This window comes from Pseudomonas nitroreducens (assembly GCF_014204515.1).
Taxonomy (GTDB): domain Bacteria; phylum Pseudomonadota; class Gammaproteobacteria; order Pseudomonadales; family Pseudomonadaceae; genus Pseudomonas; species Pseudomonas nitritireducens_A.
The window spans coordinates 45986-70579 of the sequence record NZ_JACHLI010000037.1 but is presented as its reverse complement, the minus strand read 5'-3'; the positions used below and the strand labels follow the sequence as shown (position 1 = coordinate 70579).

20 protein-coding genes are annotated in these 24594 nt (G+C 66.4%); 6 read left to right on the top strand and 14 right to left on the bottom strand.

What is annotated here, in order from left to right:
• Positions 1 to 248: 248 nt before the first annotated feature.
• From HNP46_RS30590 to HNP46_RS30580, 3 genes are all read right to left on the bottom strand, one after another.
• The gene (locus tag HNP46_RS30590) at positions 249 to 1301 is read right to left on the bottom strand and encodes a haloacid dehalogenase-like hydrolase (RefSeq protein WP_409372476.1); all 1053 of its coding nucleotides are present in this window, start codon (positions 1299 to 1301) and stop codon (positions 249 to 251) included.
• A gap of 184 nt (positions 1302 to 1485) precedes the next feature.
• Positions 1486 to 2394 carry an AraC family transcriptional regulator gene (locus HNP46_RS30585; protein WP_184596616.1) on the bottom strand — a complete coding sequence of 303 codons (909 nt, stop codon included), beginning with the start codon at positions 2392 to 2394 and terminating at the stop codon, positions 1486 to 1488.
• Positions 2395 to 2442: 48 nt separating this feature from the next.
• Entirely contained in the window at positions 2443 to 3363 is a 921-nt protein-coding gene (locus tag HNP46_RS30580) for a LysR substrate-binding domain-containing protein (RefSeq protein WP_184596614.1), read from the bottom strand.
• A 138-nt stretch (positions 3364 to 3501) separates the two neighbouring features.
• On the opposite strand from HNP46_RS30580, the gene HNP46_RS30575 reads away from it, so the two are divergent.
• Positions 3502 to 4887 carry a NorM family multidrug efflux MATE transporter gene (locus tag HNP46_RS30575; RefSeq protein WP_184596612.1) on the top strand — a complete coding sequence of 462 codons (1386 nt, stop codon included), beginning with the start codon at positions 3502 to 3504 and terminating at the stop codon, positions 4885 to 4887.
• Here HNP46_RS30575 and HNP46_RS30570 read toward each other — a convergent pair.
• Positions 4880 to 6556 (bottom strand): putative bifunctional diguanylate cyclase/phosphodiesterase, encoded by a 1677-nt coding sequence (locus tag HNP46_RS30570; protein WP_184596610.1) that lies wholly within the window; start codon positions 6554 to 6556, stop codon positions 4880 to 4882. The genes HNP46_RS30575 and HNP46_RS30570 overlap by 8 nt on opposite strands.
• 293 nt (positions 6557 to 6849) lie before the next feature.
• Here HNP46_RS30570 and rep point away from each other — a divergent pair, with 293 nt between their 5' ends.
• Positions 6850 to 8859 carry a DNA helicase Rep gene (gene rep, locus HNP46_RS30565; protein WP_184596608.1) on the top strand — a complete coding sequence of 670 codons (2010 nt, stop codon included), beginning with the start codon at positions 6850 to 6852 and terminating at the stop codon, positions 8857 to 8859.
• A gap of 285 nt (positions 8860 to 9144) precedes the next feature.
• On the top strand, positions 9145 to 9720 hold the full coding sequence (locus HNP46_RS30560; RefSeq protein WP_184596606.1) for a xanthine phosphoribosyltransferase: 576 nt from the start codon (positions 9145 to 9147) through the stop codon (positions 9718 to 9720).
• Positions 9721 to 9983: 263 nt separating this feature from the next.
• Here HNP46_RS30560 and HNP46_RS30555 read toward each other — a convergent pair whose 3' ends face one another.
• The 9 genes from HNP46_RS30555 to HNP46_RS30515 all read right to left on the bottom strand — a co-directional run bounded on the left by HNP46_RS30555 (position 9984) and on the right by HNP46_RS30515 (position 19614).
• The gene (locus HNP46_RS30555) at positions 9984 to 11825 is read right to left on the bottom strand and encodes an acetyl-CoA hydrolase/transferase C-terminal domain-containing protein (RefSeq protein ID WP_311771854.1); all 1842 of its coding nucleotides are present in this window, start codon (positions 11823 to 11825) and stop codon (positions 9984 to 9986) included.
• A 198-nt stretch (positions 11826 to 12023) separates the two neighbouring features.
• The gene (locus HNP46_RS30550; RefSeq protein WP_017520733.1) at positions 12024 to 12452 is read right to left on the bottom strand and encodes a c-type cytochrome; all 429 of its coding nucleotides are present in this window, start codon (positions 12450 to 12452) and stop codon (positions 12024 to 12026) included.
• 172 nt (positions 12453 to 12624) lie between these two features.
• Positions 12625 to 13173 (bottom strand): cupin domain-containing protein, encoded by a 549-nt coding sequence (locus HNP46_RS30545; protein ID WP_184596604.1) that lies wholly within the window; start codon positions 13171 to 13173, stop codon positions 12625 to 12627.
• A gap of 163 nt (positions 13174 to 13336) precedes the next feature.
• Positions 13337 to 14416: an alanine racemase gene (gene alr / locus HNP46_RS30540; RefSeq protein WP_184596602.1), complete on the bottom strand. Its 1080-nt coding sequence runs from the start codon at positions 14414 to 14416 to the stop codon at positions 13337 to 13339.
• An 80-nt stretch (positions 14417 to 14496) separates the two neighbouring features.
• Positions 14497 to 14850, bottom strand: a complete 354-nt coding sequence (locus HNP46_RS30535) for a RidA family protein (protein WP_184596600.1) — start codon at positions 14848 to 14850, stop codon at positions 14497 to 14499.
• Positions 14825 to 16120 carry a D-amino acid dehydrogenase gene (dadA, locus tag HNP46_RS30530; RefSeq protein ID WP_184596598.1) on the bottom strand — a complete coding sequence of 432 codons (1296 nt, stop codon included), beginning with the start codon at positions 16118 to 16120 and terminating at the stop codon, positions 14825 to 14827. Before dadA ends, HNP46_RS30535 begins: the two co-directional genes overlap by 26 nt.
• Before the next feature lie 361 nt (positions 16121 to 16481).
• The gene (locus HNP46_RS30525; RefSeq protein ID WP_184596596.1) at positions 16482 to 16826 is read right to left on the bottom strand and encodes a YdbL family protein; all 345 of its coding nucleotides are present in this window, start codon (positions 16824 to 16826) and stop codon (positions 16482 to 16484) included.
• Positions 16827 to 16838: 12 nt separating this feature from the next.
• Positions 16839 to 17030, bottom strand: coding sequence for a YnbE family lipoprotein (locus HNP46_RS30520; protein ID WP_184596594.1), 192 nt, complete (start codon positions 17028 to 17030; stop codon positions 16839 to 16841).
• 19 nt (positions 17031 to 17049) lie between these two features.
• Positions 17050 to 19614, bottom strand: a complete 2565-nt coding sequence (locus HNP46_RS30515; RefSeq protein WP_184596592.1) for an intermembrane phospholipid transport protein YdbH family protein — start codon at positions 19612 to 19614, stop codon at positions 17050 to 17052.
• Positions 19615 to 19784: 170 nt separating this feature from the next.
• Here HNP46_RS30515 and dadR point away from each other — a divergent pair, with 170 nt between their 5' ends.
• The 3 genes from dadR to HNP46_RS30500 all read left to right on the top strand — a co-directional run bounded on the left by dadR (position 19785) and on the right by HNP46_RS30500 (position 23357).
• On the top strand, positions 19785 to 20273 hold the full coding sequence (dadR, locus tag HNP46_RS30510) for a transcriptional regulator DadR (protein WP_015479539.1): 489 nt from the start codon (positions 19785 to 19787) through the stop codon (positions 20271 to 20273).
• 140 nt (positions 20274 to 20413) lie between these two features.
• Positions 20414 to 21733 carry an NAD(P)/FAD-dependent oxidoreductase gene (locus HNP46_RS30505; RefSeq protein ID WP_184596590.1) on the top strand — a complete coding sequence of 440 codons (1320 nt, stop codon included), beginning with the start codon at positions 20414 to 20416 and terminating at the stop codon, positions 21731 to 21733.
• Positions 21734 to 21803: 70 nt separating this feature from the next.
• The gene (locus HNP46_RS30500) at positions 21804 to 23357 is read left to right on the top strand and encodes a phospholipase D family protein (RefSeq protein ID WP_184596589.1); all 1554 of its coding nucleotides are present in this window, start codon (positions 21804 to 21806) and stop codon (positions 23355 to 23357) included.
• Here HNP46_RS30500 and HNP46_RS30495 read toward each other — a convergent pair.
• Positions 23354 to 24523 carry an MFS transporter gene (locus tag HNP46_RS30495; protein WP_184596587.1) on the bottom strand — a complete coding sequence of 390 codons (1170 nt, stop codon included), beginning with the start codon at positions 24521 to 24523 and terminating at the stop codon, positions 23354 to 23356. The genes HNP46_RS30500 and HNP46_RS30495 overlap by 4 nt on opposite strands.
• Positions 24524 to 24594: the final 71 nt, after the last annotated feature.

Below are 24594 nucleotides of genomic sequence, written 5' to 3'. Positions count from 1 at the left end.
GGAGTCCGCTCCTACGTGAAGTTCTGCGCGGAGACAGCCCTCTCCCCCGCCCTCTCCCTGAAGGGAGAGGGAGCTATCCGTACCGGCTGACACCGTGGATTCAGCCGGCACCGAACCAGTCCCCTCTCCCTTAAGGGAGAGGGTGAGGGAGAGGGAAATCCAAGGCACGAACGATCAGAAGAAGACAGTTGCTCCTACGGAACCTGCAAGGCGACCGGTTTCGAGGTCGGAGATGGGCGCAGGTGGGCTTACTGGATTTCTTCCGGGGTGACGATCACCCAGTTCTTGTCGGCGGTGACCGGCTGGCCGAGCCTGGCCTGGGCCTCGGCGTTCTTCTTGATCATGCCATTGAGCTGGTCCATGTATTTGGCCTTGCGGTTGATCCACAGGTGCACGCCGCTCTCGGCGGTGCCGTTGAACAGCATGTAGCCGTCGCTGCTGGGGGTGTCACCGCCGACCAGGATGGGCTTCTTCCACTGGTCGATGTAGGTGAGGATCGCCGCCTGCTTGCCGGCCATCCAGGTCGCCGGGGTCCACAGGTAGGGGGTGATCTCCAGGTCCTGGTTGGCCTTGGGATCGTACTTGCCTTCGGCGATCTGCTTGCGTGCGGTGGTCAGCGCGCCGCTCTGGCGGTCCTTGAGCAGGGTGGTGACGCCGATGACGTTCTCCGGCTTCACGTTGTAGCCGTACTTCGGATCGCTGGCGACCATGCGCACCAGTTCCTCGTGGGCGGCGGTCATCACGTAGACCTCGATGCCGTTCTCCATCAGCTTGTTGTACAGCTCCTGCTGCCCGGTGAAGACCTTGGGCGGGTTGATCTCGATGGTCTTCACCGCGTCGCCTTCGTAGTAGGTGCTGGGCACCGGCTTGCCGTAGGCCATCAGCTCATCCACGTAGCCCTTGAGCTCTTTCAAGGTGAAGCCGGAGAACACCTGGGCAACCCAGGGGTAGCAGACCAGGTCGTCCACTTCGCAGAGGCGGTAGTAGTAGCTGTTGAGGCTTTCCTTGTGGCCGTTCACGTCCTTGAAGGGGATCAGCTTGAGCGAAGGGTCGAGCTTCTCGCGGGTCAGCACGCCCTTCATTTCGAGGAAGGGCAGCAGCGATTCCTCGAGGTCGTAGCGGTAGCTGGTGTTGTCCATGTCGAAGACCGCGAAGGCGCCCTTGTTGGCGTTGGCGGCGATCAGGGCGTCGAGCTGCTTGGCGGCCGGCGCCGGCCAGTGCTTGAGCTCGGTGGCAGCGAAGGAAGTACTGGCGAGACCGGCCAGGAACAGGCCGGCGAGCAAGGTGCGCATGGGCTTCATGGAGTTTCCCCGAGTGGTCTTGTGGGTAAGGGGAAGGCCCATGGCGGGCCTTCACTGGACTAGTCCAGCAATGACCCTAGCAAAGCGCTGTTTCAGCTCTGCGACGGCAGCGACGCGAAGCGTCGCGAGGGCGGCAGGACGTATCCATGCGCGTCACGCAGATTTCCCGGCAGCGTCGGCTGGTCTAGCTCACCGCGCGACGCAGGCGGCCGGGGGCGTCGCCGTAGGTTTCGCGGAATTTCTTGGTGAAGGACGCCTGGGACTGGTAGCCCACCTGGGCGGCGATGTCGGTAAGGCTCAGCTGCGAGCTGCGCAGCAGGCGCTGGGCCAGTTCCATGCGCACCTTGGTCAGCAGCGCCCAGGGCGATAGCCCGGCCACCTGGGTGAACAGCCGCGTGAAGGTGGCGCGGGACATGCTAGCGCGTTCGGCCAGCGCTTCGATGGTCCAGTCGTGGGCCGGATCATCGAGCATCGCCTGCCAGGCGCGACTCAGGCGCTTGTCGGCGAGTAGTGCGAGGGTGCCGCTGCTGGGCGCGTTGTCCTGCAGATGAACGCGCAGGATCAGGGTGAACAGCGCCGAGGACAACGTATCGACCAGAAAGCGCGCGCCCGCCTGATTGCCGTCCGCCTCGGCGCGCAGCAATCCCACCAGGGCGGCCACCGCATCGCCCAGCCCGTTGGCCTGGCAGGACACCTTCAGGTACGCCGGCAAGGCGCCCATCAGCATCGAACCGGGCTGGTAATGGAAGCTGCCGCAGAGCATGTCCAGCGCGCTGCCGTCGGTACCGAGGCGGTGTAACGGCAACAGGCCTTCCTGCCGAACCTCCGGCTCCCGCGCTGCCACCCTCGCTCCCGTACTGCGCAGCCGGTGCGCGCCGCCGGCGGGCAGCACCAGGACTTCGCCGGCATCCAGCTGCAGGACGGTTCCGTCCGCCATATCCGCCTCGCAGCGGCCCGCGAGCACCACGTGGTACTGCGCCGTGCCGCCGGCCAGCGGCTCGTGGTCCAGCGCCCAGTCGCCGAGGAAGCGGCAACGCAGGTCGAGGCTGCCGCGCAGGCCGGCGAGCTGGATGAGGCGATCGATGGCGTTCATTGGATTCCTGGCGAAGGACGTGGCTGACAGATTATCCACCGGCTCGGATCAGTCGAGGTATTCCACCGGAGGCAGTTGCATGGCCTGCATCTCCGCCTGGAGAAAGTCGCGCAGGCGACGCAGCCGCTCCTGGTGCCGCCGCGCGCGCGGCCAGACCAGGTAATAGCTCTCGCCGCTGGCCACCGCACTGGGCCAGGGCAAGGCCAGGCGGCCCTGGTTGGCGTCCTCAGCGACCATCACCAGGTCGCCGATGGACACCCCGTAGCCGCGGGTGGCGGCGACTATGCCCAGTTCCAGGGTGTCGAACACCTGGCCGCCCTTGAGCGAGACCTGCTCGCCCAGCTCCATGCGCTGCAGCCAGCGCCGCCAGTCGCGGCGGTCGGGCGTGGGGTGCAGCAGTTCAGCACCGGCCAGCCGCTCGGCGTCCCACGGGCCGTCCGCCAGCAGGGCGGGCGAACCAACGGGAATCAGCCATTCGGGGAACAGCAGGGTGGCTTCCCAGTCCGGCGGAAAATGCCCGGAGCTGAGAAGCACCGCGCAATCGAAAGGTTCGTGGACGAAGTCCACGCGGTCCACGTCCATCCAGGCGCTGGTCAGCTGCACCTCGATGTCGCTGTGCTGCATGCGGAACTTGCTCAACCGCGCCAGCAGCCAGCGCATGGTCAGGGTCGAGGGCGCCTTCAGGCGCAGCACGCCCTCCTCCGCGCGCAGGCTGGCGCAGGCGCGTTCCAGCGCATCGAAGCCATCGCGCAGGCCGGGCAGCAGCATCCGCGCGGTTTCGGTCAGTTCCAGCTGGCGGCCGCGGCGCTGGAACAGGCGGCAGGCGAAGTGTTCTTCCAGGGTCTTGATGTGCCGGCTCACCGCGCTCTGGGTGATCGCCAGCTCCTCGGCGGCACGGGTAAAGGACGCGTGCCGGGCGGCCGCCTCGAAGGCGCGCAGGGCATAGAGGGGCGGCAACTGGCGGTTCATGGCGGGCTCCAAGGGGCGTCATGCATGAGTATGACTCATGGATGGCATCGCATTTTTCCTTTTGTGCCCGCATCCGTGGCGGCCGGAGAATGGGCGACTCCCCATTCCTGCGGCCCCGCCGCTTGCTGAGCCTGACTCATGAAACGCCTGTACCGTGACGAACTTGCCGCCATCCTTCGCCTCGCCGGCCCGTTGATCGCCGCGCAGCTGGCCTACGTGGCCATGGTGTTCACCGACACCATGATGATGGGCAAGCTCGGTCGCGAGGAGCTGGCCAGCGGTGGCCTCGGCGCGTCGACCTATGCGCTGGTGTCGACCTTCTGCGTCGGCGTGGTGGCAGCCACCGGCAACCTGGTGGCGATCCGGCATGGCGCGAAGGACGCCCGCGGCGTGGTGCAGGCGACCCAGGCCGGCCTGTGGATCGGCGCTGCGCTGGCGCTGCTGGCGGGCCTGCTGCTGTGGAACCTCGGGCCGATCCTGATCGCCTTCGGCCAGGCGCCGGAGACCGTCCACGGCACCATGAGTTTTCTGCACAGCATCGTCTTCGCCCTGCCCGGCTACATGGCCTTCATGGTGCTGCGCGGCTTCACCAGCGCCATCGAGCGGCCCGGCCCGGTCATGGCCATCAGCCTGATCGGCGCGCTGGCCAACTTCGCCCTCAACTATGCCTTCATCGAGGGCCTGTTCGGCCTACCGCGCCTGGGGCTGGCGGGGATCGGCATGGTCACCGCGGTGGTGATGAACGCGTTGCCGGTGATATTCGCGCTGTACCTGCGCTGGCACCGGGCCTACGCGCCCTACCCGCTGCTGGCCGGCTTGTCGAAGCCGGATTTCAAGGTGATCGGCGAATCCCTGCGCCTGGGCATTTCCATCGGCGGTACCTACGCGGTGGAGTCGGGCATGTTCACCGTGGCAACCCTGTGCATGGGGGTGATCGGCAGCACCGCGCTGGCGGCGCACCAGATCGCCATCCAGTCGGTGTACGTGGCCTTCATGGTGCCCATGGGGATTTCCTACGCGGTGACCTTCCGCATCGGCCAGCACTATGGCGCCGGCCGGCTGGTCGAGGCGCGCCGCGCCGGGCGGCTGGGCATCGGTTTCGGCGCCAGCTGCATGTTCGCCTTCGCCGCGCTGTTCTGGCTGGCGCCGGAGCGGGTCATCGGCCTGTTCATCGACCACAGCGACCCGGCCAACCGCGAAGTGGTGCAACTGGCCGTCAGCCTGCTGGCCATCGCTGCGTGGTTCGAGCTGTTCGACGGCATCCAGTGCATCGCCATGGGCGCGATCCGCGGGCTGAAGGACGCGCGCACGACCTTCCTGGTCGGGCTGGCCGGCTACTGGCTGGTGGGCGTGCCGATGGCGCTGCTGCTGACCTTCCCGCTGGGCTGGGGGCCGAGTGGCGTGTGGTGGGGGTTGGCCTCCGGGCTGGCCTGCGCGGCGATTGGCCTGACGCTGGCCTTCGACGCGAAGACCACCCGGCTGTTGCGCCCGCCGGCCGGAGGCGCGGCGCTGCTGGCTAGCTGACCGAGTCCTGGGTGCGCAGGGCGCGGTTGGCGCCGAACACCAGGAAGCGCGCCAGCTCCGCCAAGGGCAGCGGCCGGCTGATCCAGTAGCCCTGCACCTGGTCGCAGCCGAACTGACGCAGCTCGTCCTGCTGGGCGGCGGTCTCGACGCCTTCGGCGACCACCTCCAGATTGAGGTTGTGCGCCAGGTTGATCATCGCCCGCACCAGCTGCAGGTTTTCCGGGCGCTCGTGCATACCGCCGACGAAGCTCTTGTCGATCTTCAGCAGGGTGATCGGCAGGCTGCTCAGGTGCACGAAGGAAGAGAAGCCGGTGCCGAAATCGTCCAGCGAGAAGCGCACGCCCAGCCGGCCGAGGGCCTGCATGGTCTGCTGGACCTGGTCGCTGCGGCGCATCACGGCGGTTTCGGTGAGTTCGAACTCCAGCCACTGGGCGTCGACGCCGCGCTCGCGGATCAACCGCTCCAGGGTCGGCAGCAGCTGGCTGTCCTGGAACTGGCGGAACGACAGGTTCACCGCCATGTGCAGCGGCGGCAAGCCACGCCCGCGCAGCCACTGCATGTCGCGCAGCGCGCGGGAGATGACCCAGTAGCCCAGCGGCACGATCAGCCCGCTTTCCTCGGCCAGCGGCACGAAGTCGCCCGGCGTCAGCAGGCCACGCTCGGGATGGCGCCAGCGCACCAGCGCTTCGAGGCCGACGATCTGCCCGCTGTGCAGGTCCAGGCGCGGCTGGTAGTGCAATTCCAGCTCGTCGCGGCGCAGCGCCCGGCGCAGTTCGCTTTCCAGGTCGGCGAGGCTGCGCGCGCCACGGTTGATGCGTTCGTCGAAGACGTGGAAGGTGCAGCCCTGGCGCGACTTGGCCTGTTGCATGGCGATGTGCGCGTGCCACAGCAGCGGGTCGGCGGCCTCGCCGGCACGCGCGTGGGCCATACCCAGGCTGCAGCCCAGCAGCAGGCTCTCGCCTTCGACCCAATAGGGCTCGCCGAGGGATTCGACGATCAGCTCGGCGATCTTCTCCACCCGCGCCGGGTCGCGGCGGGTGTCCAGCAGCAGGGCGAACTCGTCGCTGCCCAGCCGGGCAATGTCGTCGCCGCTGTCCAGGTGCGCCTTCAGCCGCGCCACCACCTGCAGGATCAGGCGGTCGCCGGCCTGGTGGCCGAGGGCATCGTTGACGTGGCGGAAGTTGTCCAGGTCCAGGTGACCCAGCGCCAGGCCACGCCCTTCACTCTCGGCGAGGCGTGCCGCGAGCAGGGTCTGGAAGCCCTGGCGGTTGGCGATGGCGGTCAGCGGGTCCTGTTCGGCCAGGCTCTGCAGGGTGTTCTGCAGCGAAGTGCGCTCCCGCACGTAACGCAGGGTACGACGCAGGACTTCGCCATTGAGGGAGTCGGCCACCAGGTAGTCGGCGACACCGACCGGCTCCTCCGCGGGCTCGCGCTCCAGCAGCAGGACCAGCGGCAGGTGGCACTGGTGGGCGGACGGCAGCTTGCCGGGAGTGGCGAGCACCAGGCCGACCTGGTCCTCGTCGAACAGGGCGCTGGCGGCCTGCCAGGACGGGGCCGTGATCAGCGAATAGCCCTGCCCCAACGCGGCCAGATGCCCGCGCAGTAGCTGGGCCCACTGCGGCGCTTCCGCCAGCAGGAGCAGGCGCGTTGGTTCGACCGACGCTGCCAAGCGACCCCCATGTATCTCTGAAAGGGGAGAAACTCCAGGCACCTTCCGTGCGCCCGTTTCCCCCGGTTTTGAAGCCACGCCATCCGGACATCCACCAGATGTAGACGAAACTTCAGAGAAACTCTTAAGAGTTTTCTTCAAGTAATGACGTCACAAGCCTAATACATGTACAGATTTATCCAAAACACATAAGTACGATCGTGTCACAGATCGTCGCGATTCCGAGCGGCACCCCGACGCCCGGCGCGGCCTGCTAGAATACGCGCCCGCTCCACTACAGACCCCCGCCTTTCATGTCCCGACTCAATCCCCGGCAGCAAGAGGCCGTGAACTACGTCGGCGGCCCGCTTCTGGTGCTGGCCGGCGCCGGCTCCGGCAAGACCAGCGTGATCACCCGCAAGATCGCCTACCTGGTGCAGCAGTGCGGCATCCGCGCCCAGTACATCGTCGCCGTGACCTTCACCAACAAGGCCGCCCGCGAGATGAAGGAGCGCGTCAGCACCCTGCTGCGCCCCGGCGAGGGCAAGGGCCTGACCGTCTCGACCTTCCACAACCTGGGCCTGAACATCATCCGCAAGGAACACGCGGCCCTGGGCTACAAGCCCGGCTTCTCGATCTTCGACGAGAGCGATGTGAAGGCGCTGATGACCGACATCATGCAGAAGGAGTATTCCGGCGATGACGGTCTGGACGAGATCAAGGGCCTGATCGGCAGCTGGAAGAACGACCTGATCCTTCCGGAAGAGGCGCTGGAAAAGGCGCGCAATCCCAAGGAACAGACCGCGGCAATGGTCTACCTGCATTACCAGCGCACCCTCAAGGCCTACAACGCGGTGGACTTCGACGACCTGATCCTGCAGCCGGTGAAGCTGTTCCAGGAACACCCGGAGATCCTCGACAAGTGGCGCAACCGCGTGCGCTACATGCTGGTGGACGAATACCAGGACACCAACGCCAGCCAGTACCTGCTGGTGAAGATGCTGGTGCAGCAGCGCGCGCACTTCACCGTGGTGGGCGACGACGACCAGTCGATCTACGCCTGGCGCGGCGCGCGCCCGGAAAATCTGATGCAGCTGAAGGAAGACTTCCCTTCGCTGAAGGTGGTGATGCTGGAGCAGAACTACCGCTCCACCAGCCGCATCCTCAAATGCGCCAACATCCTCATCGCCAACAACCCCCACGTGTTCGAGAAGCAGCTGTGGAGCGAGATGGGCGAAGGCGACCCGATCCGGGTGATCCGCTGCCGCAACGAGGAGTCCGAGGCCGAACGGGTGGCCATGGAAATCCTCACCATCCACCTGAAGACGCAGCGGCCCTACAGCGAATTCGCCATCCTCTACCGCGGCAACTATCAGGCGAAGCTGATCGAGCTGAAACTTCAGCACCACCAGATTCCCTATCACCTGTCAGGCGGCACCAGCTTCTTCGGACGCCAGGAAGTGAAGGACCTGATGTCCTACTTCCGCCTGCTGGTGAACCCGGATGATGACAACGCCTTCCTCCGGGTGATCAACGTGCCGCGCCGGGAGATCGGCTCCACCACCCTGGAGAAGCTCGGCAACTACGCCACCGAGCGCGGCTGTTCGATGTTCAACGCCTCCGGCGAGCTGGGCCTGTCCGAGCACCTCGACGCCCGCTACATCGAGCGTCTGCAGCGCTTCAAGCGCTTCATCGACAAGGTCCGCGAGCAGTGCGCCGGCAGCGACCCGATCGGCGCGCTGCGCAGCATGGTGATGGACATCGACTACGAGAACTGGCTGCGGCAGAACGCTTCCAGCGACAAGATCGCCGACTTCCGCATGGGCAACGTCTGGTTCCTCATCGAGGCGCTGAAGAACACCCTGGAGCGCGACGAAGAAGGCGACATGACCATCGAGCAGGCCATCGCCAAGCTGGTCCTGCGCGACATGCTGGAGCGCCAGCAGGAAGAGGAAGAAGGCGCCGACGGCGTGCAGATGATGACCCTGCACGCGTCCAAGGGCCTGGAATTCCCCTACGTGTTCATTCTCGGCGTGGAAGAGGAAATCCTCCCGCACCGCTCCAGCATCGAGGCCGACACCATCGAGGAAGAGCGGCGCCTGGCCTACGTGGGCATCACCCGGGCGAAGAAAAACCTGGCCATGACCTACGCCGCCAAGCGCAAGCAATACGGCGAGATCATCGATTGTTCGCCCAGCCGCTTCCTTGATGAACTGCCGCCCGAGGACCTGGTCTGGGAAGGCCAGGAAGACGCGCCGCAGGAGGTCAAGGTGGCCAAGGGCAACTCGGCGCTGGCGGATATCCGGGCGATGCTCAAGCGTTGAGCTTCGTCTGCCGCGACGGCGGATAACCCGTTCCGGGTTATTCGCCCTACGCCATGCTGGGTGCGAGCGTAGGAGCGGACTCCGTCCGCGATCGCCATCAGGCGGGCACCGGCCTGTCGGCCGGATCGCGGATGAATCCGCTCCTACGCCAGGTCGACTCCTTCCACCCATCGAAAATCTGTCCACCCGATCAGCAATTGCATTGGTCGGAACGTCGCGCAGAAGGCCACTGGCGTTGTAGAATTACGCGCTTCATCAGCGACAGCCGCTTTCGGAAGCACCCCCGTGAACACTCTCAAAGACAAAATTCGCAGCGAAGGCATCGTTCTCTCCGAACAGGTCCTCAAGGTAGACGCCTTCCTCAACCACCAGATCGACCCGGCGCTGATGAAGCAGATCGGCCACGAGTTCGCCGAACGCTTCAAGAACCAGGGCATCACCAAGATCGTCACCATCGAAGCCTCGGGCATCGCCCCGGCGGTCATGGCCGGCCTCGAGCTGGGCATCCCGGTGATCTTCGCCCGCAAGTTCCAGTCGCTGACGCTGAAGAACGACCTGCTGATCTCCAAGGTCTTCTCCTTCACCAAGCAGACCGAAAGCACCATCGCCATCTCCGCCAAGCACCTGACCGCTGCCGACCATGTGCTGGTGGTGGACGACTTCCTCGCCAACGGCCATGCCGCCAAGGCGCTGATCGACCTGATCCAGCAGGCAGGCGCTTCCGTCGCCGGCCTGGGCATCGTCATCGAGAAGTCCTTCCAGGAAGGCCGCGCCCTGCTGGAAAGCGAAGGCTACCGGGTGGAATCCCTGGCTCGCGTGAAGTCCCTGGCCAACGGTCAGGTCGAGTTCCTCGAGGACTGATCCAGCACTCCACGAAAAAAGGCGGGCACCGACAGGGCCCGCCTTTTTTCATGCCCGAAAGCGGGCCTTGCGTAGGGCGCATAACCTGGAACAGGTTATCCGCCGACTCCCTGGCGGCGGATAACGCTGGCGCGTTATGCGCCCTACGCGTCTGGACACCGCTGTAAGCACTCAGTGTAGGAGCGAGCTTGCTCGCGAAGCTCTTCGGGCCAGAAACCGTGCCGTGCGGTTCGCGAGCAATAACGATGGCGTCCCCCTCGCTCCTACAGCTCCGGCTGGGTGCTGGCTTTCAGGCCGGCCAGGACCAGGCGCTGGTAGAGCTCCTCACGCAGCCCGTCGGGCCTGGCCAGGCCCATGCGTTCCAGATGTTGCGGATAGGCCTCCGGCTGCGGGGCATCCAGCGTCGCCTTGCCCAGTTCGAGAATCTCGCTCAGCTTCAGCTTGCTCTTGAGCCAGCCCAATGCCCGCAGCAAGTCACGCTCGTCCTCGGTGAAGTCGCTGCCCAGCGGGAACTCCGGCAGCAGCGCGCGCATGCCTTGGGTCGCCTCGCGCAGCCGTTCGGGAGTGTTATTGCGATAGCGCGCGCCCAGCTCGAAGTCCTTCGGCAACTTGCCGGCCTCCTGGGCCTGAGCGATCAGCTCGTCCTGGAAGCGCGAGTCGGCGATGGCCAGCATCGCGGCAATCACCTCGGCGTCGTTCCTGCCGCGCAGATCGGCGATGCCGTACTCGGTCACCACCATGTCGCGCAGATGCCGGGGGATGGTGGTATGGCCGTAGTTCCAGACGATGTTGGAGCTCAGCTCACCCTCGGATTCGCGCCAGCTGCGCAGCATGATGATCGAGCGCCCGCCTTCCAGCTCATGGGCCTGGGCGACGAAGTTGTATTGCCCGCCGACGCCGCTGAGCACGCGGCCGTCTTCCAGCTGGTCGGCCACGCCGGCACCCAGCAGGGTGACGGTGAAGGCGCTGTTGAGGAAGCGCGCGTCCCGGCGCTGCCCGCGCTTGAGCTCCTCGTCGCGGTAGAGGTTGTTTACGAAGCCGATGCCGGTCATGCCGATACCAGCCAACTCTTCCCGCGGCATTTCGCGCAGGCGTCGGTAGAAGGCCTGCGGACCGAGGAAGAAGCCGCCGTGCAGCCAGACGCCCGGCTCGGTAGGCGACGAGCCCGGACGCGCTGCAACACGGCGGGTCAGCACGCCCGCCTCGGCCAGCGCCAGCAGCCCGGGGACGAACATTTCGCTGCAGCCATACAGGCCCTGCTCGAAGCCGCCGAGGCCGCCGTCGCGGTCGATCAGCTCGGCGTGGCGGCCAGTGGCATCGATGCGGTCGAGCAATTCTCGGTAGCCGCCGTTGTCGCGCTGGCGGGTGAGCAGCGCCGAGGTCAGGGCGTCACCCATGGAGCCGATGCCGACCTGCAGCGTGCCGCCGTCGCGCACCAGGGCACTGGCGTGCAGGCCGATGCAGTGGTCCTGCAGGCCGACCGGCAGGTTGGGCGTGGAAAACAGCGTACTGCTGTCCGTCGGGGCATCCACCAGCAGGTCGAAGAAGTCTTCGTCCACCTCGGCATCGCCCGGCATGTAGGGCAACTGGTCGTGAACCACGCCGATGGTGACGATGGTTTCCCCCGCCGCGCGGCGGCGTTGCAGCATCGGCAGCAGGTCGAGGGTGATGTCCGGGTTGCAGGCCAGGCTGAGCTTGCCCGGCCGGCTCGGGTCGCGGGCCACCAGCTGGGCGACGGCGTTGACGCCCTTGGCGTTGATATCCCGCGCCACGTGGCTGTAGTTGCAGCTGATGTAGTTCTGCTGCGCCGGGGCGCTGTCCAGCAGGCTGCCGGGCTGCAGGTAGAACTCCTCGACGCGGATGTTCTCCGGCAGGCTGCCGCTGCGCAGGTCGTGCAGATAATCCAGCTCGGGGTAGTCGCCATAGATGCGCTGGACGAAGGGCTCGAGGAAGCGCCGCTGCAGCTCGCCGCCCGCCTGCGGGCGGCCCAGCGACAGCGCGGTGTAGAGCGTCAGCTGCCGCCGCGGGTTCTCGCGGATGTGCCGGTACAGCGCATTGGCCAACTGGTTGGGTTTGCCCAGGCCCAGCGGCAGGCCGAGGCGGATATGCCCTTCCAGGCGTTGCAGCAGTTGTTCGACGGCGGTTTCGATCGAGCAGGATTGCACCGGGCTTCCCTCCTGGTTCGCTTCAATGACAGGAGTTTGGACCGGCTTTACGCAAAAGTTGCTCCCGCGACACGCGAGGCGACAAATCCCGGGCATGAAAAAGCCGCCCTTGGGCGGCTTTTTCGCACAGCTCGGCGCTTACAGGCCGGACATGTGGTGAATCGCAGCTTTCAGCTCGTCATCGGAGCAATCAGCGCAGGTGCCTTTGGGCGGCATGGCGTTGATACCCGAAATGGCCTTGGCCAGCAGGCCGTCGATACCGCCCTGCTCTTTCGCGCGCTTGCCCCAGTCAGCCTTGTCGCCAACCTTCGGCGCGCCCAGCAGGCCGCTGCCGTGGCAGTTGGTGCAGACCTTGCCGACAATCTCTTCGCCCGAACGCGGCGCACCGCCACCACCGGCAGAAGCAACGGCACCAACGCCTTCGCATTCCTTGCCCTGGACGCAGACTTTGCCGACAGGTTCGAGGCGCTTGGCAATGGCGTCATCGTTGGTCGCGGCCTGAACGCTTACTGCCCACAGGGCCAGTACGGCAGCTTGGGCTGCCAGGATTTTTCTAATCAGGTTCACCCTTTCACCCTCATCGTGGCTTATCACGCCCGGTCGCGGTGCAGTCACAGTCTCGGGCCGCGCGAGCGGGCGCAAGTATAACGGCAAAGGCGGCGAGCTCGAAACAATTGCACCCTCTGGCGGGGTCTTGCGGCATTAGGTCGCAGCGGGTCTGGCCGGTCCTACCGGCTGTTCAAAAATTTGCCGGTGTGGTCGCGCTGATCAGTCGAGCCGGAGCTTCGAACGGGTTGCGGAAGCGGTGCGGCTTGGTGCTGTCGAAATAGTAGCTGTCGCCGGATTCGAGGACGAAGGTTTCGTCGCCGACGGTCAGTTCCAGGCGGCCCTCGACCAGCACGCCGGTCTCTTCGCCTTCGTGGGCGTACATGTCGTCACCGGTATCGGAGCCCGGCGGATAGGTCTCGTCGAGCAGGGTGATGGCACGGCTGGGATAGTCCTTGCCGATCAGCTTCATGATGATCGAGCCGCTGGACAGGTCGCTGAGTTCGTCTGCCTTGTAGACCACCGGGGTGTTGCTGCTCTGCTCAAGATCGAGGGAGAAGAACTCGACCAGGGACATCGGAATACCACCCAGCACTTTCTTCAGCGAGCTGATGGAGGGGCTTACGCTGTTCTTCTCGATCATCGAGATTGTGCTGTTGGTCACACCCGCCCGTTTGGCGAGTTCGCGCTGGGACAAACCTTTGAGCTTACGGATGGCTTGCAGACGAGCACCGACGTCCAAGGGTGGGGTCCTCCTTATTCTTGTGATCAGGCAGGCTCTGAAAGGCAGAACCCGCAACGGCTTGAGCCGAGCGGGTTCCAAGTGCCACGTATCATGGCAACACCGTTCAGTATTTACAACAGATCGCCCGACGATCCTGCGCAAACTTTACGGGCGGTATCCGTCACTGGCCCGAGTAGACCCGCGGCACCCGCTTGAGGTTGCAGAACAGCTGATAAGGAATGCTGCCGCACAGGGCGGCGAGCTGGCTGGCAGGCACGTTCGGGCCCCAGAGCTCGACGCGGCTGCCCAGGCCCGCGTTCGGCAGGTCGGTCAGGTCCACGGTGAGCATGTCCATGGACACCCGGCCGATGATGCGGCTGGGCTTGCCGTCAATGAATACCGGCGTGCCGTCCGGCGCGTGGCGCGGATAGCCGTCGGCGTAACCCATGGCGACCACGCCGACGCGCACCGGGCGGTCGGCGATGAAGCGCGCGCCATAGCCCACCGGCTCGCCGGCTGGCAGTTCGCGAATGCTGATGACCTGGGATTCCAGGGTCATCACCGGGCGCAGTTGGTCGGCCAACGGGTGCGCCTGTTCGAAGGGCGTGGCGCCGTAGAGCATGATGCCGGGGCGTACCCAGTCGCTGGGCACGTCGGACCAGCCGAGGATGCCGGGGGAATTGCGCAGGCTGATCTCGTGGCCTTCGCCGGCGGCTTCGCGTACGGCCTGGAAGGCAGCGACCTGCTCCTCGGTGCGCGGGCAGTCCAGCTCGTCAGCGCGGGAGAAGTGGCTCATCAGCACGACCTTGGCCACGTGGGGCAGCGCCTTCAGGCGTGCCAGCGCGGCGGCGTAGTCCTGGGGGAAAAAGCCGACGCGGTGCATGCCCGAATCCATCTTCAGCCAGAGGGTCAGCGGCTTGCTCGGACGGGCGCGCTCGATAGCTTCCAGTTGCCAGGCCGAGTGCACCACGCACCAGAAATCATGGGTGTCGATCAGTTCCAGTTCGCTGGCCTCGAAGAAGCCTTCGAGCAGCAGGATCGGCGCACGGATGCCGGCTTCGCGCAGCTCCAGCGCCTCCTCGATGCAGGCCACGGCGAAACCGTCGGCTTCACCTTCCAGTGCGCGGGCGCAGACCACCGCACCATGGCCGTAGGCGTCGGCCTTGACCACCGCCAGCGCTCGGGCGCCAGTGACTTCACGGGCCAGGCGGTAGTTGTGGCGCAGGGCAGCGAGGTCGATCAGGGCACGGGCGGGACGCATGGCAAGGCTCTCTTATGGTGGGTGGAACACGAACGACAGACGAAAAAAACCCGGCGCTCAGGCCGGGCCACGCAAAAAACTCAGGGCAGTGCAGCGACGATGGAAACCTCGACGAGGATTTCCGGGTAGCACAGCGCCGCCTGGACGGTGGCGCGCGCCGGAGCGCAGCCCTGCGGGACCCACTGGTCCCAGACGCCGTTCATGCCGGCGAAGTCGGCGGCGACGTCCTTCAGGTAGATGGTTGCCGAGAGCACCCGCGACTTGTCGGTACCGGCCTCTTCGAGCAGGCGCTCGACGCTGGCGAGGACTTCGCGGGTCTGTTGCTCGACCCCGGCCGTGAGGTCGTCCGCCACCTGGCCGGCGAGGTACACCGTGCCGTTGTGGACGACCACCTGGCTCATGCGCTGGTTAGTGTGCAGGCGCTGGATGGCCATTGTGGGCCTCCGAGGCAGAGCCGTAGCGGGAGATGTCGAGGCCTTCGGTGCTGATCTGCGGGCGCTTCTTGGCCATCAGGTCGGCCAGGTAGCGGCCCGAGCCGCAGGCCATGGTCCAGCCCAGGGTGCCGTGGCCGGTGTTGAGGAACAGGTTGCGGAAGCGGGTGCCACCGACGATCGGGGTGCCGTCCGGGGTGGCCGGGCGCAGGCCGGTCCAGAACTCTGCCTGGCTGACATCGCCGCCTTCGGGGTAGAGGTCGGTGGTGATCATTTCCAGGGTGGCGCGGCGACGCGGGTTCAGCGACAGGTCGAAGCCGGCGATTTCCGCCATGCCGCCGACGCGGATGCGCTGGTCGAAGCGGGTGATCGCGACCTTGTAGGTCTCGTCGAGGATGGTCGAGGTCGGCGCCATGTCCGGGTTGGTGATCGGCACGGTCAGCGAGTAGCCCTTGAGCGGGTACACCGGGGCGTCGATGCCCAGCGGCTTGAGCATCTGCGGCGAGTAGCTGCCCAGCGCCAGCACGTAGCGGTCGGCGGTGACCAGCTGGCCATCGACCCACACGCCGTTGATGCGGTCGCCGGCGAAGTCCAGGCGCTGGATGTCCTGGCCGAAGCGGAATTCCACGCCCAGGGCCTTGGCCATTTCGGCCAGCTTGGTGGTGAACATCTGGCAGTCGCCGGTCTGGTCGTTGGGCAGGCGCAGGGCGCCGACCAGCTTGTCGGCCACCTTGGCCAGGGCCGGCTCGACGCGGGCGATGCCGGCGCGGTCGAGCACTTCATAGGGAACGCCGGTGCTTTCCAGCACCGAGATATCCTTGGCGGCGGCGTCCAGCTGGGCCTGGGTACGGAACAGCTGGGTGGTGCCCAGGGAACGGGCTTCGTAGCTGATGCCAGTCTCTGCGCGCAGCTCGTCGAGACAGTCGCGGCTGTACTCGGACAGACGCACCATGCGCTCCTTGTTCACCGCGTAGCTCTTGGCGTTGCAGTTGCGCAGCATCTGCCACATCCAGCTGTACTGGAAGGGATCGCCGGTCATGCGGATGGCCAGCGGCGCGTGGGTCTGCAGCAGCCACTTCATGGCCTTGAGCGGAATGCCCGGAGCCGCCCAGGGCGAGGCGTAGCCAGGGGAAACCTGGCCTGCGTTGGCGAAGCTGGTCTCCAGGGCCGGGCCGGGCTGGCGGTCGACGACCACCACTTCGAAGCCCGCACGGGCGAGATAGTAAGCACTGGCGGTACCGATCACACCGCTGCCGAGCACCAGAACACGCATCTTTGCCTCCTACGTCGCGCCGGGGGCGCAGACGTTTCTTATTCTGAACGTAGATGCGCGCAGTATAGGAAGTCAGGCTCAGCGATATTCACTGATTGCTACGGGGTATTTGACGAAAATTCCTGGTAAAAGTCGCTTTCACGGAGGGACATCCACCAGGATTAGCGCATTTTAACCCGAGACCGGATGGTCGAGGATCTGGCGAAAATTTCACCAGATCCAGAGGAAATAGCGAACGGAGAGGGATTGGCCAGAACTTCTCTTGCGAGAACCGAGGCCGGCGGGAATTACCTGCTCTGGCGACCAGCCTCCCCGCTCGCCGCGACAGGCGGCGGCAAGCAGGGAAATCCCCTTGATGCGCCTACTTGCGCACCCACTGACCATTGACCTGCACGTACTGCCCCGACGGCGTACGTTCGATGGCCTTCTTGCCGGCCAGGGATTCCACGTCTTTCAGGGTGGCGCCGCTCTGGCTGGCGACCTTCTGGTACTCGGCGCGGCGCGCGGCGTTGATCTGCGCAGCAATGTCGGAGGCGTCGCCGCCGTTCTTCACGACGCCCAGGTAGCCGTCGGCCTGCTCGCCGACCAGCCCCTGGGACTTGGCGCCGCCCAGGGCGGACATCGCCTGTTCCAGGCTCATGGCCATAACTGGCAGGCTCAGGCAGAGGGCGACCAGCGCGACGCCCAGTTTGCGGTGCAATCTCATGCAAAGGCTCCTTTAGAACAGGCCGCTGTTCTCGTTGATGATGCCATCGAGCGCCTTGTCGACCTTGATATAGATCTCGTGCTCGATCTTCACGTTGAGGTTGATGTTGATCGGCTCCTTGGGCGCCGCCAGCTGCACGGTGGGCGTGCAGCGCTGGGCCAGCGCGGCCAGGAGCAGGATGGAGATGAGGGCGCTCAGGCGCATTGCTGGGTTCTCCTTGCGGTCATGGCGCGGCGGTCGGGTCGTTGCGCAGGCGTTCCTGCACGCGCTTGCGGATGGTGTCGCTGACCCGGTCGCTCAGTTGCAGGCTGGTGAGCAGCTTGGGCACGTTCTCCTCCAGGTTGACGTTAAGGTTGATCGGCCGGCCCTGCTCCAGCGCGGGGTTGCGCCCGCTCAGGCTGAGGGCGAGGAGCAGCTTGCCGGATTCATCATAATCCACGCGGCTGCTCAGCTTGTCGTAGCGGAAATCGTCGATGGCCGTGGCCACCAGCTGCATGGCCGGGTTGCTTTGACCGAGCGCCTGGATCTTCGCCGAACGGAACTGCAGCACGCCCGGCTCACGCGCGGCCACCTCGCCGCCGTGAATCACCAGCTTGCCGGCGTTCAGGCCCAGCGGCAGGTTGCCGTCGAGGATGCCGTTGCCCGACAGGCCCTCCGCCGGATAGGCCGCGAGGATCGCCTCCAGCGCCAGGCCTTCGAGCTTCAAGGTCAGACCCTGGCCGCGGGCGGAAAGATCCACCGCGCCGGGCGGCAGCCAGGCGCGACCGTTGAACAGCCCCAGCTCCGCCTGTTGCCAGTCGACACGTCCGGCCAGCGGCGCGTCCAGCGAGCCTTTGTAGTTGCCCTGCAGGGACAGCGGCCCCAGCGTGACGCCTGGATTAAGCGTGGCGACTTTTACCTGTGGCAGCTGCAACTCCATCTGCAACCCCTTGAGCAGGAACTTCGCCTGCAGGTCGAGGCCATGGACTTCGCTGCGGTCGTAGACGCCTTCCAGCCCGCTGCCCCGCAGGTTCAGCTCCAGGCTTTGCGGCGCGCTGCCCGGCGGCAGGCGCCAGTTCAGGTCGAGACTGGCCTTGCCGTTGTTCAGGCTGAGCAGGCCCGGCCAGTCGCCGAGGGATTTTTCCAGCGGGTTGCCGGTGCGCAGGAAGAACTCCGGCTGCCGCGCGACCAGGGCCACACCCTGCTTCGTGGAATGGTTCAGATCAACTTCGGCATTCAGGCCGCCGCTGTTCAGCAGCCGGCCCTTGAACTGCTGGGCGTCGAGGCTCGCCGCCAGAGTGCCCATGGCGTTCCAGGACAAGGGTTTGACGTGGGGCTGGCGCAGTTCGCCCAGGGCGAGTTTCAGCGGGGCATCGAGTTGCAGCGTCGGCGGCGCTTCGCTGGCGTAACCTAGGGACAGCGTGCCTTTGCCCAGCGTGGCGGCGAGCTTGCTGGCCTTGAGCGACGCCGGGCCAGACAGCGTGCCGACCTGCAGTTGCGCGCCATCGGCGAAGTCGAAGCGCGCCGCCTGCTGGTCGGCGCGGGCATTGAAGCTCAGGTCCACGCGGCTGTTGTCGCCGCGCAGGCCGGCCAGCTCCAAGTGCGGGATTTTGCCCTCCAGCCGCGAGTCATTCAGTTGCAGCGCCAGCGGCGTGGCTTCCAGCAGCGCCACACGGGAACGCAGACGCAGATCGGCGGCGCCGACCGCGCGAAGATCGGCGCGCACGCTGCCGGCTTCTTCATCCACGCCGGGCTCCAGGTGCAACGTCAGGCGCGCCGGGCGCAGACCGACCGGCAGCGCCTGCAGCCAGTCGCCGTAAAGGTCGGAAAGACGCAGGTCGCCGCTGACCACCGAAGGGCGCCAACCGATGTCGGTTGCGCTGGCGATCAGCCGCAGATCGCCCTGCAGGTTGCCCACACCCGGCAGCGGCCAGGGCTGCGGCAATTGCAGGGCGAGATCGATGCTGCCGCGACCGTCGCGCAGGCCGGGCCAGTCCGGCCAGGCGGCGTCGCCGGCCAGTCGAGTCTCCCAACTCAGGCGCAGGCGCCCGGCTTCAGGAATCGGCAGCGGCAGGTTCGGCGTCGGCAGCCACATGCCCAGCCAGTTGCGCACGGCCTGCACCGGCGGTACGGCGGGGCTGGCAATACTGCCGCTGAGCTGGCGGCTGGCGGGTGCCCAGGTGGAGTCCAGGGACAGCAGCGGGTCGTTGTCCAGGTAGCTGTCCAAGTGCAGCCGCCATTGGCCATCGCCGGGTTGCAGCAGGCCGTTGAACGCCAGCTGCTGGCCACCTTGGCGCAGTTCGCCGCCCAGTGCTGCGGCGCCGCCCTGCAACTGCTGCCAATGCGCGCTGCCATTGAGGGTGCAGCGTTGCTCGCGGGCACAGGGCAATTCGAGGAACACCCGCTCCAGCGCCAGCCGTCCGGGCAGCAGCGCCAGCCAGCGGTTGAGCTGCGCGATGTCCGGCAGTGCAGCAGCTTCCTCCGGCGTCCCCTGCCCCGGCCATTGGCGTACGTCGATGTTGCCGGCGGCCAGCTCCTTCAGTCGCCAGCGCCCGTCTTCATGTTCTGGCCAGCCGACGCGCAGGTCCTGCAGCTGGGCCGCCAGGCGCGCGCCGTCCGGCGTCTGGCGCTGCAGGGCAAGGCGCTGCAGCGTCAATCCCTGGCGCGAAACGCCCAGCCCCTGCCACTGCTCGATGCTCACCCCGGCATTCGCCAGCAGACGCGGAACCGCCAGCCACGCCGCACCGACCGCCAGTGCCAGGAGCAGCAACAGCAGCAGGAGAACGGTGCGCAGGCGGGGAAGCGACATGCGAAAGCCTCTGCGGAAACAGGCGGTTTCGCCCGGCAGGGGCGAAGCGTTGGCCTACAGGCTGGCCGTCCGACGCGGGAAGTTCAAGGGTTGCCAGTGATATTCCCTGCACAACCGACTATATTGCCGACATTCCCCCAAGGCCAATCGGCCGACTTCAGAGCCATCCCATGAGAACCCAGCATCAGAGCCGCCGCGAACTGGACAAGATCGACCGCAATATCCTGCGCATCCTGCAGGAGGAAGGTCGCATCTCCTTCACCGAACTGGGCGAGCGCGTCGGCCTCTCCACCACACCGTGCACCGAGCGCGTGCGCCGGCTGGAGCGCGAAGGGATCATCATGGGCTACAACGCCCGGCTGAACCCGCAGTACCTGAAGGCCAGCCTGCTGGTGTTCGTCGAGATCAGCCTGGACTACAAGTCCGGCGATACCTTCGAGGACTTCCGCCGCTCGGTGCTCAAGCTGCCCCACGTGCTGGAGTGTCACCTGGTCTCGGGCCACTTCGACTACCTGGTGAAGGCGCGCATCTCCGAGATGGCCTCCTACCGCAAGCTGCTGGGCGACATCCTGCTCAAGCTGCCCCACGTGCGCGAATCCAAGAGCTACATCGTCATGGAAGAGGTGAAGGAAAGCCTCACCCTGCCCATCCCGGACTGAAACACGGCGGCAAAGCCCGCCAGTCCAGAAGATTTATTTACGACTTCCCGGCGCTTTTTGCCGCCCGGCTATTGGCTGGGCGGGAAGTCGGCGTTTATCCTGCGTAAAATTTTAACAACATAAAAATCAGGATATCGCACATGAACGCCCGCGTTCACCAGCCGGTGCACACCGACCAGCACGCCCCTTCCTATTACGCCGCCAGCGCCAATCGCCGCCTCGAGGTGCCGTGCCTGGCCGGCGAGGAGCAGGCTGACGTGTGCATCATCGGTGGTGGCTTCTCCGGGTTGAACACGGCGATCGAACTGGCCGAGCGCGGTTTCTCGGTGATCCTGCTGGAAGCCCACCGGATCGGCTGGGGCGCCAGCGGGCGCAACGGCGGCCAGCTGATCCGCGGCGTCGGCCACGGCCTGGAGCAGTTCGAGCCGGTGGTCGGCGCCGATGGCGTCCACGCGATGAAGCTGATGGGCCTGGAAGCGGTGGAGATCGTCCGCCAGCGCGTCGAAAAATACGCCATCGACTGCGACCTGACCTGGGGCTACTGCGACCTGGCCAACAAGGCCTCCGATGTCGCCGGCTTCCAGGAAGACTTCGACGAACTGAAAAGCCTCGGCTACCGCCACGAGCTGCGCCTGGTGCCCAAAGAGGACATGCACAGCATCGTCGGCTCCGACTTCTACGTCGGCGGTATGGTGGACATGGGCTCGGGCCACCTGCACCCGCTCAACCTCGCCCTCGGCGAAGCCGCCGCGGCGCAGAGCCTGGGCGTGAAGCTGTTCGAGAACTCCGCCGTCACCGCCATCGACTACGGCAGCGAGGTGCGCGTGCGCACCGCCAAGGGCAGCGTCCGCGCCAAGTCCCTGGTGATCGCCTGCAACGCCTACCAGAACGGCCTGAACAACTACCTCGACGGCAAGGTGCTGCCCGCCGGCAGCTACGTGATCGCCACCGAGCCGCTGTCCGCCGAACAGGCCCACGCCCTGCTGCCGCAGAACATGGCGGTGTGCGACCAGCGCGTGGCGCTGGACTACTACCGCCTCTCCGCCGACAACCGCCTGCTATTCGGCGGCGCCTGCCACTATTCCGGGCGCGACCCGGCGGATATCGCCGCCTACATGCGGCCGAAGATGCTCAAGGTGTTCCCGCACCTGGAAAACCTGCGCATCGACTACCAGTGGGGCGGCATGATCGGCATCGGCGCCAACCGCCTGCCGCAGATCGGCCGCCTGCCCGACCAGCCCAACGTGTACTTCGCCCAGGCCTACGCCGGCCACGGGGTGAACGCCACGCACCTGGCCGGCAAGCTGCTCGCCGAGGCCATCGCCGGCCAGCAGGGCAGCGGCTTCGAGCTGTTCGCCAGGGTGCCGCACATCACCTTCCCCGGCGGCAAGCTGCTGTGCTCGCCCCTGCTGGCGCTGGGCATGGCCTGGTACCGGTTCAAGGAAGCGCTGGCGAGCTGACCCTATCCACCGACGAGCGGCTAGAATCTCCGGCAGCCCGCCACCGGCGCGCTTGCCGGAGAAACTCGCGTTGTTGCCACGCTTCCTGCTGCTGATCCTGCTGACCCTGGGTGGTTGCGCCAGTGCGCCGCCGCCCGAGCCGTCGCACGTGCTGCCGGTGCAGGGCAGCGCGCTGGCCGACGATATCGACCAGCGCGCCACGGCCCATCCCGGCCAGTCCGGCTACCACCTGCTGGCTTCCAGCGTCGACGCCTTCCTCGCTCGCGCCGAGCTGATCCGCAAGGCCCAGCGCAGCCTCGACCTGCAGTACTACATCGTCCACGACGGCCTCACCACGCGCGCGCTGATCCGTGAGCTGATCAAGGCCGCCGACCGCGGCGTGCGCGTGCGCATGCTGATCGACGACACCAGCAGCGACGGCTGGGACTACGAACTGGGCACCCTGGCCGCCCACCCGAACATCCAGGTGCGCCTGTTCAACCCGCTGCACCTGGGCCGCAGCACCGGCGTCACGCGCAACCTGGGGCGCCTGCTCAACCTGTCCGAGCAACACCGGCGCATGCACAACAAGCTGCTGCTGGCGGACAACAGCGTGGCCATCGTCGGCGGCCGCAACCTGGGCGACGAGTACTTCGACGCCAAGGCCGAGATGAACTTCAGCGACCTCGACCTGCTGGGCGTCGGCCCGGTGGCGCAGTCGCTGGGGCAGAGCTTCGACCAGTACTGGAACAGTCGCATCAGCCGGCCCATCGAGGACTACCTGTGGAGCGCACCGGACCTTGCCGAGCTGCAGAACGTGCGCCACAAGCTGGACCGCTACCTGGCCAAGGAGCGGGTGAAGAGCTCCAGCTACATCGCCCGACTGAACCGCAACAGCGATCGCCCGCACCTGCAGAACTGGCTGGATGACCTGGTCTGGGCGCCGGGCAAGGCAGTCTGGGATACGCCGCTGAAAGTGCTCGACCAGGGCGACCCGAAGGGTGAGCAACTGCTCAGCACCCAGCTGCAGCCGCTGTTCGACGGTGTCTCGAAGGAACTGATCCTGGTCTCGGCCTACTTCGTGCCCACCAGCACCGGCGTCGATTACCTGACCCAGCGCGCCGACCGTGGCGTCAGCGTGCGCCTGCTGACCAACTCGCTGGAAGCCACCGACGTGCCCGCCGTGCACGCCGGATACGCGCCCTACCGCCTGGAGCTGCTGGAGCACGGCGTGAAGCTCTACGAGCTGCGCGCCGACCCGGACCAGCGCCTGTCCGGGGCACCGTGGATGGTGCGCGGGTCGAGCAGCGCCAGCCTGCACAGCAAAGCGGCGGTGTTCGACCAGCGCCAGGTGTTCGTCGGCTCGCTGAACTTCGATCCGCGCTCGGTGCTGTGGAACACCGAGGTCGGCATCATCGTCGACAGCCCGGAGCTGGCCGACCAGGTGCGCCGCCTGGCGCTGGCGAGCATGGCGCCCAACGTCAGCTACCAGGTGCGGATCGAGCCGGGCAGCGAGCCGCCCAGGCTGGTCTGGGTCGAGGAGCGCAACGGCAAGCTGGTGGCGCTGGAGCGCGAGCCGGGCAACGTCTGGCGCCGGCTCAACGCCTGGATCGCTGGCGCCATCGGCCTGGAGAAGATGCTCTAGGAGCGCTCCTGCTGCAGTTGCGCATCGGTAGCGCGCATCACCGGCGGCAGACCGCGCAGGCTCACCAGGACCACGAAGCCGAACGCCCCCAGGGCCATCACCAGCGGCAAGGCGTGGCCGCTGACCCACTGGCTGGCCGCGCCGGTGGCCAGCGGCCCGATCAGGCAGCCGATCCCCCAGAGCTGGGCGATGTGCGAGTTGGCGCGGACCAGTGCGTCATCGCGGTAGCGCTCGCCGATGAGGATCAGCGACAGGGTGAACAACCCGCCCGCACTGGCGCCGAACAGCACCAGCACCGGCCAGATGGTGATGTGATGCAGCAGCATGGGCATGGCCAGGCTGCTCGCGCAGAGAACGATGCCGCAGCCCTTGAACAGCGTCTGCCGCGAGATGCGGTCGGCCAGCCAGCCGATCGGCAGTTGCAGCAGCGCATCGCCGACCACCACGGTGCTGACCATCGCCAGCGCCACGGACTGGGTGAAGCCCTGCTGGATGCCGTAGACCGGCAGCAGGGTGAGGATCATCGCTTCGAAGCCGGCGAACAGCACCACGGCCCAGGCGATCGCCGGCAGCTGGCCGCAGAAGGCGAACAGCCCACGGCCATTGGCGCTGTGCGGGTCGACCTTGGGCGCGCCGGTACGCCCCAGCAGCAACAGCGAGCCGCCCACCAGCAGGCAGACGCTGATCCAGAAGCCACGGTTGTCGGCGGTGCCGATGAAGGTCAGCAGCACCGGGCCGGACAGTTGGCTCAGCGCGTAGCCGGTGCCGTAGAGGGCAACCAGGCGACCGCGCCATTTCTCGATGGCCAGCTGGTTGATCCAGCTCTCGCCGAGGATGAACACCACGGTGAGTTGCACGCCGATCAGCAGGCGCAGGAACAGCCAGATCGGGTAGCTCTGCAGCAACGCCAGCAGGCCGACGGAAAAGGCCCCGGAAATCAGGCACAGGCGCATCAGCCGCGGCGTACCGACCCGCGCGGCGAGGCGCCCGGAAATCATCGCGCCCAGCAGCACGCCCACCGCCGGCGTAGAAGCCATGACGCCGATGGCAAAAGTGCCGTAGCCCCAGCCTTCCAGGCGCAGCGAAACCAGCGGCATGGTCAGGCCCAGGGCCAGGCCGATGCTGATCACGGCGGCACAGACAGCGAAATACGGTCCCCAACGCATTGTTGTTCTCCTGTCGGAGCGCACGTCGGGCGCGCGGGTGCCCGATGCGCAAAGCACAGCGGCCGGGCTTC

Bases quoted from the DNA above. Each gene is read 5' to 3' on its own strand.
- HNP46_RS30580 (WP_184596614.1), bottom strand. From the start codon at position 3,363: ATGAACCGCCAGTTGCCGCCCCTCTATGCCCTGCGCGCCTTCGAGGCG.
- dadR (WP_015479539.1), top strand. From the start codon at position 19,785: ATGAGAACCCAGCATCAGAGCCGCCGCGAACTGGACAAGATCGACCGC.
- HNP46_RS30520 (WP_184596594.1), bottom strand. From the start codon at position 17,030: ATGCGCCTGAGCGCCCTCATCTCCATCCTGCTCCTGGCCGCGCTGGCC.
- HNP46_RS30525 (WP_184596596.1), bottom strand. From the start codon at position 16,826: ATGAGATTGCACCGCAAACTGGGCGTCGCGCTGGTCGCCCTCTGCCTG.
- rep (WP_184596608.1), top strand. From the start codon at position 6,850: ATGTCCCGACTCAATCCCCGGCAGCAAGAGGCCGTGAACTACGTCGGC.
- HNP46_RS30515 (WP_184596592.1), bottom strand. From the start codon at position 19,614: ATGTCGCTTCCCCGCCTGCGCACCGTTCTCCTGCTGCTGTTGCTGCTC.
- HNP46_RS30590 (WP_409372476.1), bottom strand. From the start codon at position 1,301: ATGAAGCCCATGCGCACCTTGCTCGCCGGCCTGTTCCTGGCCGGTCTC.
- HNP46_RS30535 (WP_184596600.1), bottom strand. From the start codon at position 14,850: ATGGCCATCCAGCGCCTGCACACTAACCAGCGCATGAGCCAGGTGGTC.
- HNP46_RS30505 (WP_184596590.1), top strand. From the start codon at position 20,414: ATGAACGCCCGCGTTCACCAGCCGGTGCACACCGACCAGCACGCCCCT.
- HNP46_RS30575 (WP_184596612.1), top strand. From the start codon at position 3,502: ATGAAACGCCTGTACCGTGACGAACTTGCCGCCATCCTTCGCCTCGCC.
- dadA (WP_184596598.1), bottom strand. From the start codon at position 16,120: ATGCGTGTTCTGGTGCTCGGCAGCGGTGTGATCGGTACCGCCAGTGCT.
- HNP46_RS30495 (WP_184596587.1), bottom strand. From the start codon at position 24,523: ATGCGTTGGGGACCGTATTTCGCTGTCTGTGCCGCCGTGATCAGCATC.
- alr (WP_184596602.1), bottom strand. From the start codon at position 14,416: ATGCGTCCCGCCCGTGCCCTGATCGACCTCGCTGCCCTGCGCCACAAC.
- HNP46_RS30585 (WP_184596616.1), bottom strand. From the start codon at position 2,394: ATGAACGCCATCGATCGCCTCATCCAGCTCGCCGGCCTGCGCGGCAGC.